Below are 16722 nucleotides of genomic sequence, written 5' to 3'. Positions count from 1 at the left end.
CTTTATCATGAATTACTACTCTCCGCGTTCTCTTTACAGCTTAATTCCCCAACATGGTCGTTGGTTTATCAAAGAAATAAACAATGTCTCTACCCTCTATACTACTAACCTCGGTAGCCGACTACGTTTTACCACTAACGGTATAAGTAAACTAACGGTTAATGTGTTAGACAACCGGAATGAACTTTCACCTTCACAAATATATGCTTGGCGAATCGACAACGGTCCGTGGCACCGGGAACAGGCAAGTCAAAATAGTTGGAAGATTAAAACTAATCCTGAATCCCACTTAATTGAAATCATAACCGCTGGAAATACAGATCTTGATCGGGTATGGAGTGGTAATCAAGGGTTTGCGATTAGTTCAGTTGAAATTGATCAGGGAACTTTAGAAAGTGCCCCAAGCGTTCCTGTAATTGACTTTATTGGAGACTCAATCACTGCGGGATGCTGGGTTGCAGGGCGCCATGCCTCCTATGACTACCGCCCAGAGAGAAATTATGTAGGAACAGCTGTAGACCTCCTCCACGCTACTGACGTCCGGATCGCCTATTCTGCGGGTGGTGTCTTGCGTCAGGCTACTGGTGAGGTTCCCACTGCAGAACATTTCTTAACTCATCTTGACGCCTCTACTCCTTGGAAAGCCAATAATCCTGATTTAGTGGTCGTCAATCTCGGAGTTAATGATCGCCGTTTCCCATTAAAGCAATTTACTAGCCGTTATGATCACTTTCTTTCACTTGTTACTTCTCTTTTTCCAACTCCCCCGATTCTCATCATGATTCCGTTCAGTCAAACCTTTGCGGAGCCTATTCGTCGCCTAGCAAGTAACCACCAGCTACCAGTAATTGAAACCACGGGATGGTGTACAACTTATACTGATGGTTTACACCCCGATCAGCCAGGAGCAACAGAAAGTGGCGTCCGTTTAGCACAGAAGTTATCAAACTGGCTAAAGTAGGGTACAATTATAAAGTAAAGTACTTAGGACAATTGAGTATTTTATTGTCCTAATGAAGGAGGTTTTGCCATGACGGATCAACGCCTACTAGACATTCAGAGCGGTCATAACTTCCGTGATCTGGGTGGCTACGAAACTACTGATGGACGTCATGTAAAGTGGCACCGGTTAATTCGTTCCGGTTCCCTTGCCAACTTAAACGAACATGATTTAAATACTTTAGCAGCGATCCCCGTTACAATTGATATTGACTTACGGGCTCCCGAAGAAGTTAAGCAAGCGCCAGATAAACTTCCCCAAACTGCTAATTACTACCATCTTCCCGTGTTTAAATCTGATGAAACCGATGCTTCCCACAGCGATGAAGAGATTATGAGTCGGATCCTGAAACCGGGAAATGGTTACCAGCACATGCTCGATGTTTATCGACGGATGGTAGAAGTACCAACCGCGAAAGCAGCTTACCAGCAAATGTTTAAGCTCCTTTTGAGCAACGAGCCGACTCAAGCTAACCTCTTTCACTGCACTGCAGGAAAGGACCGCACGGGAATGGCTGCTTACTTGATCCTAAGCGCCCTTCAGGTACCAGAAAAAGTGATTCTTCAGGATTACCTTCTGACCAATGACGCCACTCGCGATTTTCGAGAACGGTGGCTTCAAAGACTCCGCGATAAGGGCGAAAGTGAGATTGTCGTAGAAAACCGCCGGGCTCTCGGCTCAGTCTCCCCCGACTACATCAAACAGGCAATCGAGTTAATCAATACCAATTATGGAAATGTTCAAAATTATTTAAAAGAATATCTTGGCTTATCTTCAGATGATCTTAAAGAATTGCAACACTTATACTTAGCTTAGAGGAGTGATTTTAATGAAAATTTCTGTCCCGCTTGTTAACGGAATGTTAGCCGATGAGTATGGGAAATATGCTCCAGCTAATTCAATGTTAGCCGATCACCCAATCAAATCATTTCCAATCAAAATTAGCGATGCCCCGGCTACAACGAAAACCTTTGCCATTGTTTTCGTTGACTATGATTCTGTTCCGGTTTGTGGTTTCACTTGGATCCACTGGTTGGCAGCAAATATTCCTGCCACAATGACCTCTATTCCAGCAAATGCCAGTCGAGAACTAAGCAACAAATTTGTTCAAGGAAACAACAGTAATGCTGGTTCTTTAGTTAATGGTAATCCTGCCATTTCCAGTAGTTATGTTGGACCACAACCACCTGATAAAACTCATCATTATACATTAAAGGTTTACGCACTTGATGAGCAATTACCACTTGAGAATCGGTATTGGCTAAATGACTTTATCCATACCGCTAAAAATCACATTTTAGCCCAAGCTAAATTTGATATTCCAAGCCGTGCATAAGGAGGAACAAACAAATGGAAACACGAATTTTCTTTAACCCTGGTGATTCAATCGCCAACATTCATGACTACAATGAAGCCGTACGGAAAGGACAAATCTTCAAACGTGAACGTGAAGCTGATGATCTCGTCATTGCTAAAGGTCCAGATGATGAAGAGTATGCGATCTTCTACGCTAAGGATGCGCAACCCGAACCAAAGGCTAATAAAGTTAAGGTATATGAGGTTAAAAAGCGAGTATAAAATAACGAGGTCGGTGAATAATTCACCGACCTCGTTATTTTTTATCTAAACGCCCTTATTAAATGACCGATTCCTTGAGAAGTAATCTCAAGATCGCTTGCAGCTTCTTGAATAGCTACGGATAGTGGTTTAACGGTAGTTTGGCTAGCAAACAATCCATCAATCATCCCTGTTTGGTATAAGTCAGTAGCTCGTTCTCCTAAACTAGCAGCAACAGCAATTACTACTACTTCCGGAGAAACTTTCTTAGCAAGTTTGGCTACCCCATATGGTGCTTTTCCAAATTGGGTTTGGTAATCTAACTGACCTTCACCAGTAATTACAACATCAGCATTTTTAACCCGCTGTTCAAAATTGCTAGCATTCAGGACTGTTTGAATTCCAGACTTAATTTGTGCATTTGTAAAGGCCAAAAAGGCTGCGCCAAGTCCACCCGCAGCTCCTGCACCAGCAAGATTAGCAACATCTTTCCCGGTATCACAACGGATTACTTCAGCGTAATTTTGCAACGCTTGATCCAAGTGCGGAATCATTTCCGTAGTTACCCCTTTTTGTGGACCAAACACGGTGACTGCCCCTTCTCTTCCTGTCAGGGGATTAGTCACATCTGCCGCAAGAATTATATCAGTCTTGGCTAACCGTGGATCTAGTTTTGATAAATCAATTCTTTCCAGCTGAGACAATTCGTCACCGCCGGCTAAAAGTTCTTGTTCATCCTGACCATAAAAATGGGCACCAAGCGCACGGAGCATTCCAACACCACCGTCTGTTGTCCCGCTACCACCAAGGCCAACAATAATTTGCTCAACATTATGGTCCAGTGCAGCTTTAATTAATTCTCCAGTCCCAAACGTATTAACCGTTAATGGATTACTCTGGGAATTTAAATATTGGATCCCACTTGCAGCAGCGGTTTCAATAACAGCAGTATTTGAATTGCCAAGGATCCCAAGCCAAGCCTTAATTGTGTTCCCGTTAGGATCATGTGCAGGCACGGTAATTACTCGACCATTTGTAGCGGTTACTAATGCTTCCACTGTCCCTTCACCACCATCAGCAATTGGAATTAAATCGTAATCCGCATCCGGAATTGCACTTTTTAATCCCTGAGCAATTGCATCAGCTGCTTGACGGGCAGTCAGGCTCCCTTTAAAAGAATCAGGAGCAATTATAATTTTCATCGTTTTTTTACCGTCCTCCAACTATATGAGCGACTTGCGCTTCAAGATAATTGATTAAGCTGTCAGAATCAGTCTTAAAATCGTCAACAAAGCTCTTTCCTTTTGGCGTTACGACACCAACTTGTTCGCCCATCACATCTGTTACGATTAATTTATCACCATCACGTTTTACTTCATCATAACAGCCTTCAAGTGCTTCATCTAATAATGCTTGAAGGATATCAGGAACTGCTTGTTCAATCACTTCTTCAGGTGTTACTTTTTCACCATGAACTTGGTACTTAGCAACCCGAACAGCGACTTCTTCCATGTTTTCAGGAATATACTCACTCACTAGTCTCCGCTTCCTTTCATCTTAAAATGAGCGACTGGCTATTTTTTTCGTCTCTTTCGCCGCTTCTTACTAAACTTAATTCCTTGGGGAGCTCTCTTCTTTCGTAACAACTGACGATCTTTTTCAACTAGTGCCTGTTGTTGAGAAGCCTGCTGACGTTTGTGAAGTTGTTGACGTTCATATTCACCCCACGGGCTAAGGATTGACCGCATAAAGGTAGCAACCTCTGATTGGTGGGCATCCATCCACTTCTCCGTCTTTTTCACGTCATCGGTATTAACACCTTGACTCTGGATATATGAAAGCATCAATTGGGTGGTCCGTTGACGACGTTCCATCGAAGCTAACATGTTCTGGGATGTTTGCATGTGGGCAATCGACTTTAAAGCAACCCGATACTGTTCCATATCAATTTGGTCAGTCCGCTTCAGGTAGTCAAACAATGCTTGGGCAGTTGGAACAATGTTTAAGATCTCTAGCTTAGTAATGTTAGGATCTAATGGCATCATCATCCCCAATACCAATTGCAAGTCATTGAAGCGCCATTGATTTAGACCCTGGTGACATTCTTGGTACATTAATTGTAAGAATTCAACTACTAAGTACTGCTGATCAGCAATGCTAAGATCTTTCCCCTTAAATTCTGGAGCAGTTACAACTTCTTTTTTGATCCGAGAAATTTCCTGCTTCATTTTGCCGACTGGGATCAACTTTGCTGGTGCACTTGGTTGTTGCACTTTTTCACTAGTTGTCTTTTGCCCTTTCTGGGTTGCCGCCTTCGCAACAGTTTTCTTCGCTACTGAAGCTTTTTTCTCCGGCTCACCATTCATTTCAGCTAATGTTTGGTGTGCTTTTCGACACTTATTCATTGTTGGTCGTTGATCATCAATTGCTGCTTCAAGTGCGCTTAATTGAGCATTCCCCAAGAATTTTTGATAAGCCTTTAAAACTGGTGCCACGGCAATCCCAAATGAATTAGTTAACGCTGGATCAGCGATAAATTGACCAATCATTACCTCTTTAACCGCTTGTGGTGTCCACGCGGTGTCATCCAGTTGGTGCTCTTCGGTCATGTACTTATTAAACCGGGTAAGAATTTCTTGAGCATGTTTCTGCTGGTTAGCAGACAGCTGGTCATACGTGGACGAATTTAGGAACTTTTTAATATGTTCTTCTTGTTCGCTCATTTCCCAATTATTCCTCCATCATAAATTGAATTATCTTCTCTATCATATCATAATTAAGAATGAACAATTAATTATCCCCTCTATTGAAACAGTAAGGAGAAGATTACTAATGCAACGAAAAACGATTCAAGAAGCCATGGCTCACGTTTATTTTCAGAAAATGACGCCCACTGGCTACCATGAAATTGAGGAAGAAATTAGACAATTACAAGAACAACGTCCCGCCAAAATCGCCCAACTAAAAGCGGCCCGGGCTCTTGGTGACCTGTCTGAAAACACCGAATACAGCACGGCAAAACGGGAGCTGCGGCACCTAGAAAGTCGGTTACGTTACCTCAACAAGCAGTTACAATATGCTGAAATCGTTAAACCAGCCGATGACCAAACTGTTGATCTTGGAACCACCGTTACTCTCCAGTTTGAAGATGACGATGAAAAGGTCAACTACACGATTGTTGGTAAACAAGAAGCTGATTTAGCAAAGCAAAAGATTTCTTTTGACTCACCACTCGGTCAAGCTCTTTTACACCAAAAAGCTGGACAAACTGTTGCAGTTCAGGCCCCACAATCTACCTACCAAGTTAAAATTTTAGCTGTTCAATTAACGGCACCAGAAGAAACAAATTAAATTCAACTATAAAAAAATATTTTTTAGTTACGCTAGTCCCTTATTTTTAACTAATTACAGTAAATATCAGCTGATTAATCGCTGCTTTTTTGCTTGTTTCGGGAGAGAAGAATGCTATACTAGATCTCGTTGCTATTAAGCACGGTCCACAACATATTGTATTTATATCTTTTATTATTTAGCGTGGACACAATATATAGATATAGGAGACTTTGAGTAATGAAGAACTATTTACACTTTCTCGCTCACCAACTTAAGGGCTGGCCTCAGCAAAACTACTACCTGTTTTTCTTCAGCCTCGGCTGTCAGGTAATGACCCTGGTAAATGATAAAATTACTTGGATTACAGTAATTACTTTTATCGGGACCACATTAGGTGTTCTTTGTATCTTAGCCATTAACGCTGCTAAGTCCGTTAATGGTTGGCTAGGGATTCTTTCGGCGATCTGTTTCATTATTGTTGGTTTCAGTGCCAAAAATTACCTTAGCATTGGTGAACAAATTGCCTACGTCGTTACTCTGGATATTCCTGTTCTGCTCTCTGCTAACTGGAATATCAATATGGTCTCAAAGATCCGGAAGTTCACCGGTAAGACTTGGGTAGTTGCGATCCTATCAACGATTGCAGTTTACATCGTTTCAGGTTACTTGATTGGTGCGTTAACAAATGATCCACGGCCATGGATCGATGCTATTAGCTTCTCAATCAGTTTAACTGCCGGTGTTATTTGCTTCTTACGTTACAACAACCAATACTTCTGGTGGTTAGCTTCCGGAATCTTCCAAATGGTTCTGTGGGGGATTACATATGCCCAAGGTGATGCATCATTAGCAATGGCTGTTAACAGTATGGTTTACATCATCAATGATGTCCTGGCATTTACCATCTCACCATGGTACAACAAGCGTGAACGTGCTCGTCTTGAAAAAGAAGAAGCTCAATATTCCGCAAACTTAAATACTCAAGCATAACCTTAACCTACTAATCCCCAGCTCAGATCTTTGCGATTTGAGTTGGGGATTTTCTTAATGTATGATTTGGTTAGTTATTTGATCTTCTGGGGGTTCAAGGATGGCAAAAGTATTCATTGTGGAAGATAATCCCACTATTATTAAAACAGTCAAAACCGAACTAGAGAAATGGCAGTATGCAGTTGTTAACGTTAAAGATTGGGACCATGTCGCCGATGAAATTAAGGAAGCAATGCCGGATCTAATTTTATTCGACATCACCTTACCTACTTTCGACGGGTTTTACTGGATTAATGCTGTTCGTCAACTGACAAAGGCGCCGATCATCGTTATTTCAGCCGCAGACATTGATAGTAATATTATGCACGCGATCGCCTCCGGAGCAGATGATTATATCATGAAACCATTTTCTGCGACTGTTTTACTCGCTAAAGTTCAAGCACTCCTGCGTAGGAATCAAAAAGCCACCGGAATGGAGAAGCTTACTTGGGGAACAAGTGAACTCAATTCGCTAACTAACGAACTAACAACCCCTAACGGCAACATCCAACTATCACCTACCGAAAGTGCCCTTCTGGGGATCCTAATTAATCATCTTGATCACACCGTTACTAAGGAGCGACTCCTCGAATGGCTCTGGCAAGGTGGAAAGTTTCTTAATGATAATACATTAAACGTTAACATTAGCCGGCTCCGCTCTAAACTAGCAGCCGTTAACTTAGATAAAAATTTGCGAACTGAACGGGGGATTGGATACCGATTGGTAATTTATCATGAAAGCTAAAAAATTCTGGACCTACCAATTCAAATCATTTTTACCGATCTTCATTTTTTACCTACTTCTTCTCGGTCTTATCAAACTACTCGCCATTCTGTACTACCTACCGAAAAGCTTTTTCTGGGACACATTCCGTTTCAGCTTTCCGTTATTAGTAATTTGGTTCCTGATTAATAGCTATCAATCGTATAAACGAGCTCAGGCAATTACTAAAGAAAAAGGGATTTCTGTAAGTAATCCATTTGAAGCTCAGTTGTTTCACAACTATCAGTTACAACAACGAACTGCTGATCACCTAATCCATGATTTAAATAACCAACAAAAAGATCAACTAGACCGTATCGAGCTATATTCTCATGAAATCAAAAATTCGTTGACCATTCTTCAAGCTGCAACAGAAAATAGTGATACGGTCCCAAGTAAAACAGTTCTCCGTGCTGTCTTTCAAGCTAATTATCACCTGGATATGCTTCTGAATGATGAACGTCTCGCAATGACTAAGAATGACTTTGATTTTGAATGGATTAATCTGCAAAAACTAATTACTGAAATTTTGAAACAAAATTCATCGATCTTTATCAGTCATCAACTCGTTCCTCAGCTAGATAATCTCAATAACATTTTGGTTCTAACCGATAGAAAGTGGCTCCGGTTCTGCATCAACCAACTTCTTTCAAATGCAATTAAATATTCTCCCAATGGCTCAACAATTTACTTTAACTGGGTTAATAATACCCTCCAAATTATTGATCACGGTATTGGAATCACAAGCAGTGATCTTCCCCGGATTTATGATAATGGCTTTTCAGGTAAGAATGGTCACCAAACAACTAAATCAACGGGAATTGGATTATACCTGGTCAAAAAGATTACTAGCCTACTAAACTTTAGTCTCTCGATCTCCTCAAAAGCTGGTCACGGAACCAATGCAAGTTTACATTTCCCGGGAAATAACGTTAAGAAAGAATAATCAGCTTTTCCAACATTACAATTCTGTAAGGTTCTCCACAATTCTGTAAGTATGAATTGCCGGAGGACCTTTTTATAATGAAGATAGAAAGTGAGCCCCGACGAATTAGCACGCGGTTGACTAACCTAGCCTGATGAACGATGACTTGCATCGGAATCAGGCGTAGTTAGGCTCTAGCGTGCAGTTGGGGCAAACTCATTTCAGCTATGTTGCCTAGAATTTTAGTCCTAGCAAATCCCTGACGAACTCATTTCAACCCTATTACTCAGAACCTCTAGTCTCCAATCATGGCAATCTAATTTGCAGAAAGCAATATTTTAACTAACACACAAAGAAAGGAATGACTAACATGAATCTTCTCCATCTTAGCCACGTTCAACGAACATATAACGCAAATTCATCCCACCCAGTTTACGCACTGAAGAATATTAGTTTTGATGTTAACCCAGGCGAATACATTGCAATCATGGGAGAATCAGGGGCTGGTAAAAGTACCCTACTCAACATTATTGCCACTCTAGAAAAAGCAACTGCGGGTGAAGTCCTCTTAAACAGCCAAAATCTTAATGAACTTACCGCTGATGAAGCTGCAAAGTACCGCCGGGAACACTTAGGCTTTATCTTCCAACACTTCAACCTTCTCGATAGTCTTTCTAATCGCGATAATATCTACCTTCCACTAGTTCTCGCAAAAGTTCCTGTGGCAGAGATGGATAAACGGATTAAGCCACTTGCTTCAGCTCTAGGAATCAATAAGATTATCGATCGTTACCCTACTGAGATTTCCGGTGGTCAACAACAACGGGTAGCAATCGCTCGGGCATTAATTACCCAACCCGATCTCTTGTTAGCAGATGAACCAACAGGCGCCTTGGACTCGAATACAAGTAAAGAAATCTTGAACCTTTTCGATACGGTTAACCACAACGGCCAAACAATCATTATGGTTACCCACAGTGCTGCTGCAGCTAGTCACGCTAAGCGAACTTTATTTATTAAAGACGGTAAAATTTATCACGAACTATTCCGAGGTAATGAATCTCTTAAGGACTACCAAGAACAAATTAGTAACACAATGATGACCCTAACAAACGGGGGTGAGTAGAAATGTTGTATTTTAAATTAATTAATTCAAGCTTCAAGCGAAATATGCGTAGCTACGGTCCTTACCTAATGGCTACCGTTATGCTTGTTGCAATCAACTATATTTTTCTCGCAACTGAAGCAAATACTAGCTTAAAGAAACTTAATACAGGTGCTACTACCTCAGCAATGCTGGATCTTGGTTTTCACTTTATTCTCCTAGTCACCTTAGCCTTTCTTATCTATGTTAATCGGTTTCTCTGGCAACAACGAAGCCGGGAAATGGGCCTTTACAGTATGCTAGGAATGACTAGTCGGAACCTCCAAATTTTAACAATTATCGAAAAGTGTTACTTAATGGTTATTAGCTTAGTTGCTGGATTAGTCCTCGGTATTATTTTCGAAAAGCTAGCCTTCCTCGGTCTTGGTTACCTCCTAAACATTGAACATATTTCCCAACCATGGTTTGTTCCGACAGCAATCGGGAAAACTGTAATCTTGACTGTTTGTTTCTTTGCTCTAATTGCACTAATCGACTTATTCAAGTTCCACCGTTTAACTCCTAATCAACTTTGGCATCCAGAATCGTTAAAGCCAAAGCGCCATGGTGTTGTCTACACATTAGCCGGTATTCTTGGCTTTATCTTGTTAATCTGGGCATACTACATCACCTTAACAATTAAGCCACGAATTTCCGCCATCTCCCACTTCCTTTTAGCAGTAGTCCTGTTAGTAATTGGCACTTACCTAGTCTTTATCATTGGAAGTATCATCCTCTTAAAGCTTTTACAGAAAAACAAGCGATTCTACTATAAACCACGTCACTTTATTGCTATTTCTGGAATGATTCAACGGATGGAGCAGAATGGTGCCAGCCTCGCTACGATCTGTTTACTTTGCAGCTCAATCCTTGTCATTCTCTTTACATCAATTACCCTTTACGCAGGGATAGGGAGCACAGTTAAATCATATGCTCCTGAAGATGTCGTTATCACTAGCAACCAAAGATTAACCCAAACTCAAAAGAACATGATTAATTCTACCGCTCATCAACACCAGGCAAGAATTAACCACTACTTGACTTATACCATGTCAACACCTCAATACGGTTACTGGCGTGATAATAAGTTTGTTAGTCAAGGTTCTCTCCAGTCCATGGACAACAAAACCAGTAGTTCAATCATTTTATTGACAACTAAGGAATATAACCGAATCGCTAAGCAGAACGTTCGCCTTACGGATAACGAGGCATTAACCTACGCCAATAATAAGGGACGCTCTGGAGCCATCACTATCAATAATCATAAATACCAAGCAAAATCGCTCAAGCACTTTGAGCAATACTTCAACCCTGATCACAGCATTTATACGCCAACCTTTATCATTCTTAATAAACTGCCGCAATCCTTGCCAATGACTACCGTTACTATCTTTAACTATCAATTAAAAGGAAATCAAAAGCAGCGGATTAAGTTTGAAAATGACTTACAAATGAAGTTACGAATGAATAACCTTAACTTTACCGGAAAAGCAACGATTACGTTATTAATTAACGGACTATATGGCGGTCTGATTTTCATTGGTATTTTGATCAGTATTGCCCTCGCTATTACGACCACAATCGTAATTTACTTCAAGCAAATTTCAGAAGGTTATGTCGATCGAAATCGTTTCAAGACTATGAAACAAGTAGGACTTAGCGAAAAAGAAACCGTTAAGAGTATCCACAGCCAAGTTTTAATGGTCTTCCTCTTACCAGTCATCGGAGCAATTATTAATCTTGGCTTCGCTACCCCCGCAATTCGTCAAATCATGGTCCAACTTAACTTCTACAACCTTAAATTAATGGTTACCGTTGGAATCATTGTTACTGTTGGCCTCATTGTCCTCTACCTAGTTCTCTACGCATTAACGACCAGAGTATATCGTCAAATTGTGGATGAGCCAATTAAAGAAGTAGAGAATTAACTCGATTCAACTTTATCTATATATAAATTACCGTCCCACTTACCACATTGCGACTCCAGGGGGGTGGCTTAACGATCCAAATGGTCTCTGTTACTTTAACGGATACTACCATGTCTTTTATCAATACCATCCCTTCTCTGCAAAGTGGGGCCCAATGCATTGGGGACATGTTCGAAGTAAAGACCTTGTCCACTGGGAACAATTACCAATCGCCTTGACTCTAGGAGATCAGGAAGATCCTGGCGGCTGTTTTTCTGGTTCCGCGATTGTAAAAGACGATCGGCTTTACTTATTGTATACAGGTCAACATTACTACGCAGATCATGATCTTAATCACTTCTTCGAGGTACAAAACCTCGCCTACAGTGATGATGGAATTCACTTTACTAAGTATTATGGAAATCCAATCATCACTGCACCAAAAGATAATTCACAAGATTTTCGTGATCCCAAAGTTTGGTTCCAAAACGGTTATTATTATCTAGTAATTGGCAGTCGTGCAAAAGATAAGGATCAAGGTCGCGTATTACTTTATTGTTCTTCTAATTTAACCAACTGGCAAGAAATGGGGCCAATTGCTAAAGCAAGCTCTTCGAAGGACAAAGGATATATGTGGGAATGTCCAGATCTATTCAGCCTTAATGGCCAAGATGTCTTTATGTGTTCACCGATGGGAATGGACAAGCAGGAAAAACAGTTTCTAAATTATTCCCAATCTTGTTACTCAATTGGTCAGCTTGATTTATCAAAACCTCAATTCACAGGATCAGCTTTCCGTGATATTGATTCTGGGCATAACTTTTACGCCCCACAAACATTCCTTACTCCAAATCACCGACGAATCATGGTTGGGTGGATGAGCACCATTTGAAGATGAACCGAAAGAGGATCCCGATGGTTGGGCCGGTGTACTAACCTTACCACGTGAACTTAAAATTATAAGTAATCACCTTTATAACTACCCCGTTGCTGAAATTAATAATTTGCATCATGATAAAGTTCTTGATGATGTAATTACAGTTTCCAAGCCACAATCATTAACTCTCTCTGATAGTCAGCATCTTGATTTACAATTTAAATTTTCCGCAGATGGAATTGATCAATTAACCTGGCAAATGACTGATCAGGATGGTTACTTAATCCAATTAATTATTAATCAACAAAATGTAACCTTAATTCGTCGTGGAGCTGATCCTAAACGATACGCTCAATTAGCTGGGCCACTAACAGAATTACGAATACTAGTGGATACTAGTTCTGTTGAAATTTTCCTTAATCAGGGATGGGCTTCATTCACTGAACGTTATTACGCAAATGGTAAGGTTACCCACCAACTTCAAAGTTCACAAAAGCAGCCAATCAAAGTAATAGCTTATTCTTTAGGCTAAATAATCTTGTAACTAATAAAAAGAGGGCTGTGACTTAAGTTATCTACACAGTTAAAAATACTACAGCGCAGTACACAAAGGGGCTCTAGCGTTCGGATTCTCTGAACGCTAGAGCTCTCTTTGTGCTTGCGGGGGTTCGAAAACGAACTAGCATGCTAGTTCTGTCTCACTCCCCTTTAATTTGCTCATTATTTAACTAGAGCTTTTCAATTTCTCTTTGATAACTTGCAAGCGTTACCGGATCAAAGCACACCATTTCAACTTCATCAATAACTTGACTATCCCTCAAGAAATTATGGATTGTCGTAACCGCAATGTGAGCAGCTCGCTCCAATGGGAATGCGTATACTCCAGTACTAATTGAAGGAAAGGCGATGGTATGACAATTATTTTCTTCAGCTAATTTAAGGCTATTCCGGTAAGAATTAGCTAACAGCTCATCTTCACCATGATTGCCATCCCGCCAAATTGGCCCAGGAGTGTGAATAACGTACTCTGCAGGCAAGCGAAAGCCATGGGTAATTCGCGCTTCACCGGTTGGGCAACCATGAAACTTCAAACAAGCAGCGTACAATCCTGGACCCGCTGCTCGATGAATTGCACCATCGACACCGCCACCACCAAGTAACGTTGTGTTAGCAGCATTAACGATTGCATCAACGTGGACTTTAGTAATATCACCTTGAATTGCTTTAAGCCGGTTCATCTATTTTCCTCCTCATAATTACTATCTCTTGTAATTATAAGGCAAATTGAAAGTTAACGTCACTCTTCTAACTCCCACAAAAAAGGGAGGGCTGTGACTTAAGTTATCTACACAGTTAAAAATACTACAGCGCAGTACACAAAGGGACTCTAGCGTTCGGATTTTCCAAACGCTAGAGTCCTCTTTGTGCTTGCGGGGGTTCGAAAACGAACTAGCAAGCTAGTTCTGTCTCACTCCCGTTGAAACTATTCTTTTTTCCGTTCTTGAAATTGTGGATAAAGGGTAATCGAACAAGTTAAAGATAACGAAAAGATCATTGTTACCACAATTCGTCCAGTTAACAGTCCATAAGTATAATCGTTACTTCCGCTTGCTGATGTCTTTAATGGGTTAAACATCATAATTGCGATCAATAAACAGGTAATAATCAAAAAAGCAAAAATGAAACTAATTCTTTCTTCATTTTTTAACCTACTCCATTCAGTATAGGCCAACAAGAAAAATAAGTTTACAACAGTCAACCCCACAACCGCATCACTAATACTTCCAAGCCAACCATGCCATGACGGTAATACATGGACAAATTTTAGTAAAACAAAAATACTACCGAAAATATTCCAATAGTAGCATGACCGAAAGTCCCGATCGCGTTTTCCGTGAAATATTTAGTCTTTCCGCAACGTCTTGCTGAGTCCAGTTATTCTTCTGTCGATATAGTTTTATCTTTTGAGCAAAGTCCATTTGCATTCTCCTCTACCGATATTAAATTGATTTCCCGGGAAATAATTCTTGCTACTAAGATACAGACAAATACTATAAATGTCACGCTAAGGATCGTGGCAATATAAAAACACCACTTGTCTTAGGTGGTAAGACAAGTGGTGTTTTTATCTGTTTTAAATTAGGTATGGGTAAGGCAACACAGTCAAAATGTGCTCAGCCTACCGAATAGGCTTGCTTCGCTGCGACTCCCTCGAGCTAACACGCTTCTAAGGCAACCTAGTCAAGATCTGCTCACCATATATTCACCCTATCCTCAGGCTTCTTGAACATGGGATCACCGGGTTGGATGTTAAAGGCGGTATAGAAATCATCAAGGTTTTCAGCTTGGATGTTGGCACGAAGCTTTTGCGGAGCATGAACATCAATGGAAAGCAATAGTTGTTCATACTGCTTTGTGGCCTTCATCCGCCAAATGGTTGCCCAGTTGATAAAGAATTCCTTAGCATTAAAGTCATCTTCTTGCTTAGCGGCTTCAAGAGCACAACTCAGGCCACCAGCGTCAGCAATATTTTCGGAAACAGTTAGCTTACCGTTGACCTTTTGACCAGCGAACTCGATTCCATCAAATTCTTTAATCATCTTTTGAGCCAATTGCTTGAAGTGGGCAGAATCTTCATCAGTCCACCAGTTATTTAAATTCCCCAGTTCATCGAACAAGGCACCGTTGTTATCAAAGGCATGAGAGATTTCGTGAGCAATTACGGCTCCAATCCCACCATAGTTTTCACTACTACTTTGTTTCAATGAGTAGAATGGCGCCTGCAAAATTGCGGCTGGGAAAACGATAATATTCTTAAATGGATGGTAATAAGCATTCACAGTTGCCGCGCTCATTTCCCAACGCATCCGGTCAACAGGCTTATTCCACCGGCCAAACATTTCACGGTTAGCCACAATGTTAGCTTGATTCAAGTTAGCAATTAGTGATTCGCCTTCATCAATCTTGATCTTATCGTAAAGTGCCGGAATCTTATCAGGATAACCAACTTGAATGCCAAGCTTATCTAACTTTAGGATTGCCTTATCGCGGGTCGCTTTACTCAACCAATCATTGTTAGCTAAACGGCCCTTGTAAACTTTAATCATCTGTTCAACCATGTGGTGAACATCATCCTTAGCTTGTGGACCAAAGTACTTCTTTCCGTAGTAGTCACCCATTACTTGACTAAAGACGTCCCGGGCAAGGTAATAAGCAAACTTTCGTTGGTTAATCGGCTTCTTACTACCAGAAAGAGCACGACTGTAACGACCGTTAATTTCACGCATCTCATCATCAAGGTAGCTTGCATTAGCCCGAATAACATTAATTAGTGCCCAGCTCTTAAATAATTCAAAGTGATCTTTCAAAATCCCGTCTAAGGCCTTAAAATATTCCGGCTCAGTAACAATTACCTTTTCAGGGGTTGTTCCCACTAACCGCTTAATCACATCAGCCAAATCAAGTTGATCCGTTGAACTAGCTAGTTCATCCACAGTTTGTGGGTTGTACATTTTACTGTAGTCAGCTGCTTCTTCCGCACTTTTGACGTTCGGTGCAAGAAGGGCATCAAACTTTTTGGCGTTTTCAATATGCTTTGCGGCTTCATCTTTATCGTAGCCAAGCTTATCCATTAATGCAGCAACCATTGAGGACCACAATTCTAGAAGTTGATCGTGTTGTTCCTTCTTCCCTTCCTCATAGTAACTCTTATCTGGAAGAATTAGGGATGGTGCCGCAGCAAAGAGCGCATAAACAGTCGCATTCTTCATATCAGCATCAATATCAAAGGCAACTGGCGATGGCATCCCCGCCATAATCCAGTTCCGCCATTGCGCCTGGTACTCACCATATGACTTTAATTCTTCAATACCAGTCAACATCCGCTTTAGTGGTCGTGGGCCAACCTTTTTCCGGAAGTCAAACTTCTTCGCAATTCGGTACAACTTTACCATTTCATTGAACCGTGGATCGTCACTCTTCTCCTTGCCTTCCGTGTAAGCATCGAGATCATCCATCAGCTGCTTATCGATTTCATCTACCAAATCGTTAAAGCCACCAGTAGCCGGTTTATCATCAGGAATTTTAGCAGTCTTTAGCCATTCCCCATTAACCGCATCGTACAGGTCTTTTTTGATTTCTTGTTCGTTCACTGTCACGCTCTTCATCCTCCTTATTAATCATAATTT

At 40.9% G+C, this 16722-nt stretch carries 19 protein-coding genes; 12 read left to right on the top strand and 7 right to left on the bottom strand.

Going from position 1 to position 16722, the window contains the following annotated elements; genetic code table 11:
- The first annotated feature begins 7 nt into the window (after positions 1–7).
- The 4 genes from H9564_RS03865 to H9564_RS03850 all read left to right on the top strand — a co-directional run bounded on the left by H9564_RS03865 (position 8) and on the right by H9564_RS03850 (position 2578).
- A complete protein-coding gene (locus H9564_RS03865; RefSeq protein WP_191684209.1) occupies positions 8–961 on the top strand; it encodes a GDSL-type esterase/lipase family protein in 954 nt (317 codons plus the stop codon).
- 69 nt (positions 962–1030) lie between these two features.
- A complete protein-coding gene (locus H9564_RS03860; RefSeq protein WP_191684208.1) occupies positions 1031–1816 on the top strand; it encodes a tyrosine-protein phosphatase in 786 nt (261 codons plus the stop codon).
- Between the two features lie 13 nt (positions 1817–1829).
- On the top strand, positions 1830–2336 hold the full coding sequence (locus H9564_RS03855; RefSeq protein WP_191684207.1) for a YbhB/YbcL family Raf kinase inhibitor-like protein: 507 nt from the start codon (positions 1830–1832) through the stop codon (positions 2334–2336).
- 14 nt (positions 2337–2350) lie between these two features.
- Positions 2351–2578, top strand: coding sequence for a hypothetical protein (locus H9564_RS03850; RefSeq protein ID WP_191684206.1), 228 nt, complete (start codon positions 2351–2353; stop codon positions 2576–2578).
- A gap of 41 nt (positions 2579–2619) precedes the next feature.
- On the opposite strand, the gene H9564_RS03845 is transcribed toward H9564_RS03850, so the two are convergent.
- The 3 genes from H9564_RS03845 to H9564_RS03835 are packed head-to-tail and all read right to left on the bottom strand — an operon-like array spanning position 2620 to position 5280.
- Positions 2620–3759, bottom strand: a complete 1140-nt coding sequence (locus H9564_RS03845) for a glycerate kinase family protein (protein WP_191684205.1) — start codon at positions 3757–3759, stop codon at positions 2620–2622.
- 7 nt (positions 3760–3766) lie between these two features.
- Positions 3767–4093, bottom strand: coding sequence for a hypothetical protein (locus H9564_RS03840; RefSeq protein WP_191684204.1), 327 nt, complete (start codon positions 4091–4093; stop codon positions 3767–3769).
- A 38-nt stretch (positions 4094–4131) separates the two neighbouring features.
- Complete coding sequence (locus tag H9564_RS03835) at positions 4132–5280, bottom strand: hypothetical protein (RefSeq protein WP_191684203.1); 1149 nt, start codon at positions 5278–5280, stop codon at positions 4132–4134.
- A 109-nt stretch (positions 5281–5389) separates the two neighbouring features.
- Here H9564_RS03835 and greA point away from each other — a divergent pair, with 109 nt between their 5' ends.
- From greA to H9564_RS09105, 8 genes are all read left to right on the top strand, one after another.
- On the top strand, positions 5390–5908 hold the full coding sequence (gene greA, locus H9564_RS03830) for a transcription elongation factor GreA (protein ID WP_191684202.1): 519 nt from the start codon (positions 5390–5392) through the stop codon (positions 5906–5908).
- Positions 5909–6127: 219 nt separating this feature from the next.
- Positions 6128–6880 carry a nicotinamide riboside transporter PnuC gene (gene pnuC / locus H9564_RS03825; protein WP_191684201.1) on the top strand — a complete coding sequence of 251 codons (753 nt, stop codon included), beginning with the start codon at positions 6128–6130 and terminating at the stop codon, positions 6878–6880.
- Between the two features lie 100 nt (positions 6881–6980).
- Entirely contained in the window at positions 6981–7664 is a 684-nt protein-coding gene (locus H9564_RS03820; protein ID WP_191684200.1) for a response regulator transcription factor, read from the top strand.
- Positions 7654–8628 (top strand): sensor histidine kinase, encoded by a 975-nt coding sequence (locus H9564_RS03815; RefSeq protein WP_191684199.1) that lies wholly within the window; start codon positions 7654–7656, stop codon positions 8626–8628. The genes H9564_RS03820 and H9564_RS03815 overlap by 11 nt, the downstream gene beginning before the upstream one ends.
- A 349-nt stretch (positions 8629–8977) precedes the next feature.
- On the top strand, positions 8978–9733 hold the full coding sequence (locus H9564_RS03810) for an ABC transporter ATP-binding protein (RefSeq protein ID WP_191684198.1): 756 nt from the start codon (positions 8978–8980) through the stop codon (positions 9731–9733).
- Between the two features lie 2 nt (positions 9734–9735).
- Positions 9736–11679: an FtsX-like permease family protein gene (locus H9564_RS03805; RefSeq protein ID WP_191684197.1), complete on the top strand. Its 1944-nt coding sequence runs from the start codon at positions 9736–9738 to the stop codon at positions 11677–11679.
- Positions 11675–12550 carry a glycoside hydrolase family 32 protein gene (locus H9564_RS09110; RefSeq protein WP_318241069.1) on the top strand — a complete coding sequence of 292 codons (876 nt, stop codon included), beginning with the start codon at positions 11675–11677 and terminating at the stop codon, positions 12548–12550. The genes H9564_RS03805 and H9564_RS09110 overlap by 5 nt, the downstream gene beginning before the upstream one ends.
- 112 nt (positions 12551–12662) lie before the next feature.
- Positions 12663–13067: a GH32 C-terminal domain-containing protein gene (locus H9564_RS09105; protein WP_225209538.1), complete on the top strand. Its 405-nt coding sequence runs from the start codon at positions 12663–12665 to the stop codon at positions 13065–13067.
- Positions 13068–13263: 196 nt separating this feature from the next.
- Here H9564_RS09105 and H9564_RS03795 read toward each other — a convergent pair whose 3' ends face one another.
- From H9564_RS03795 to H9564_RS03780, 4 genes are all read right to left on the bottom strand, one after another.
- Positions 13264–13773, bottom strand: a complete 510-nt coding sequence (locus H9564_RS03795; RefSeq protein ID WP_191684196.1) for an O-acetyl-ADP-ribose deacetylase — start codon at positions 13771–13773, stop codon at positions 13264–13266.
- 245 nt (positions 13774–14018) lie between these two features.
- Positions 14019–14294: a hypothetical protein gene (locus H9564_RS03790; RefSeq protein WP_191684195.1), complete on the bottom strand. Its 276-nt coding sequence runs from the start codon at positions 14292–14294 to the stop codon at positions 14019–14021.
- Positions 14295–14376: 82 nt separating this feature from the next.
- A complete protein-coding gene (locus H9564_RS03785; protein WP_191684194.1) occupies positions 14377–14514 on the bottom strand; it encodes a helix-turn-helix transcriptional regulator in 138 nt (45 codons plus the stop codon).
- Between the two features lie 273 nt (positions 14515–14787).
- The gene (locus tag H9564_RS03780) at positions 14788–16701 is read right to left on the bottom strand and encodes a M13 family metallopeptidase (protein WP_225209537.1); all 1914 of its coding nucleotides are present in this window, start codon (positions 16699–16701) and stop codon (positions 14788–14790) included.
- Positions 16702–16722: the final 21 nt, after the last annotated feature.

Origin of the sequence: Limosilactobacillus avistercoris, assembly GCF_014836425.1 — a bacterium.
Lineage (GTDB): Bacteria > Bacillota > Bacilli > Lactobacillales > Lactobacillaceae > Limosilactobacillus > Limosilactobacillus agrestimuris.
The sequence above is the reverse complement of the archived record's forward strand: the minus strand, read 5'-3'. Positions and strand labels throughout refer to the sequence as shown.

Excerpts from the sequence above, each read along its gene's own strand:
- H9564_RS03780 (WP_225209537.1), bottom strand. The coding sequence starts at position 16,701 with ATGAAGAGCGTGACAGTGAACGAACAAGAAATCAAAAAAGACCTGTAC.
- H9564_RS03845 (WP_191684205.1), bottom strand. The coding sequence starts at position 3,759 with ATGAAAATTATAATTGCTCCTGATTCTTTTAAAGGGAGCCTGACTGCC.
- H9564_RS03860 (WP_191684208.1), top strand. The coding sequence starts at position 1,031 with ATGACGGATCAACGCCTACTAGACATTCAGAGCGGTCATAACTTCCGT.
- H9564_RS03815 (WP_191684199.1), top strand. The coding sequence starts at position 7,654 with ATGAAAGCTAAAAAATTCTGGACCTACCAATTCAAATCATTTTTACCG.
- H9564_RS03865 (WP_191684209.1), top strand. The coding sequence starts at position 8 with ATGAATTACTACTCTCCGCGTTCTCTTTACAGCTTAATTCCCCAACAT.
- greA (WP_191684202.1), top strand. The coding sequence starts at position 5,390 with ATGCAACGAAAAACGATTCAAGAAGCCATGGCTCACGTTTATTTTCAG.
- H9564_RS03855 (WP_191684207.1), top strand. The coding sequence starts at position 1,830 with ATGAAAATTTCTGTCCCGCTTGTTAACGGAATGTTAGCCGATGAGTAT.
- H9564_RS03835 (WP_191684203.1), bottom strand. The coding sequence starts at position 5,280 with ATGAGCGAACAAGAAGAACATATTAAAAAGTTCCTAAATTCGTCCACG.
- H9564_RS03820 (WP_191684200.1), top strand. The coding sequence starts at position 6,981 with ATGGCAAAAGTATTCATTGTGGAAGATAATCCCACTATTATTAAAACA.
- H9564_RS03805 (WP_191684197.1), top strand. The coding sequence starts at position 9,736 with ATGTTGTATTTTAAATTAATTAATTCAAGCTTCAAGCGAAATATGCGT.
- H9564_RS03850 (WP_191684206.1), top strand. The coding sequence starts at position 2,351 with ATGGAAACACGAATTTTCTTTAACCCTGGTGATTCAATCGCCAACATT.
- H9564_RS03795 (WP_191684196.1), bottom strand. The coding sequence starts at position 13,773 with ATGAACCGGCTTAAAGCAATTCAAGGTGATATTACTAAAGTCCACGTT.
- H9564_RS03785 (WP_191684194.1), bottom strand. The coding sequence starts at position 14,514 with ATGGACTTTGCTCAAAAGATAAAACTATATCGACAGAAGAATAACTGG.
- pnuC (WP_191684201.1), top strand. The coding sequence starts at position 6,128 with ATGAAGAACTATTTACACTTTCTCGCTCACCAACTTAAGGGCTGGCCT.
- H9564_RS03810 (WP_191684198.1), top strand. The coding sequence starts at position 8,978 with ATGAATCTTCTCCATCTTAGCCACGTTCAACGAACATATAACGCAAAT.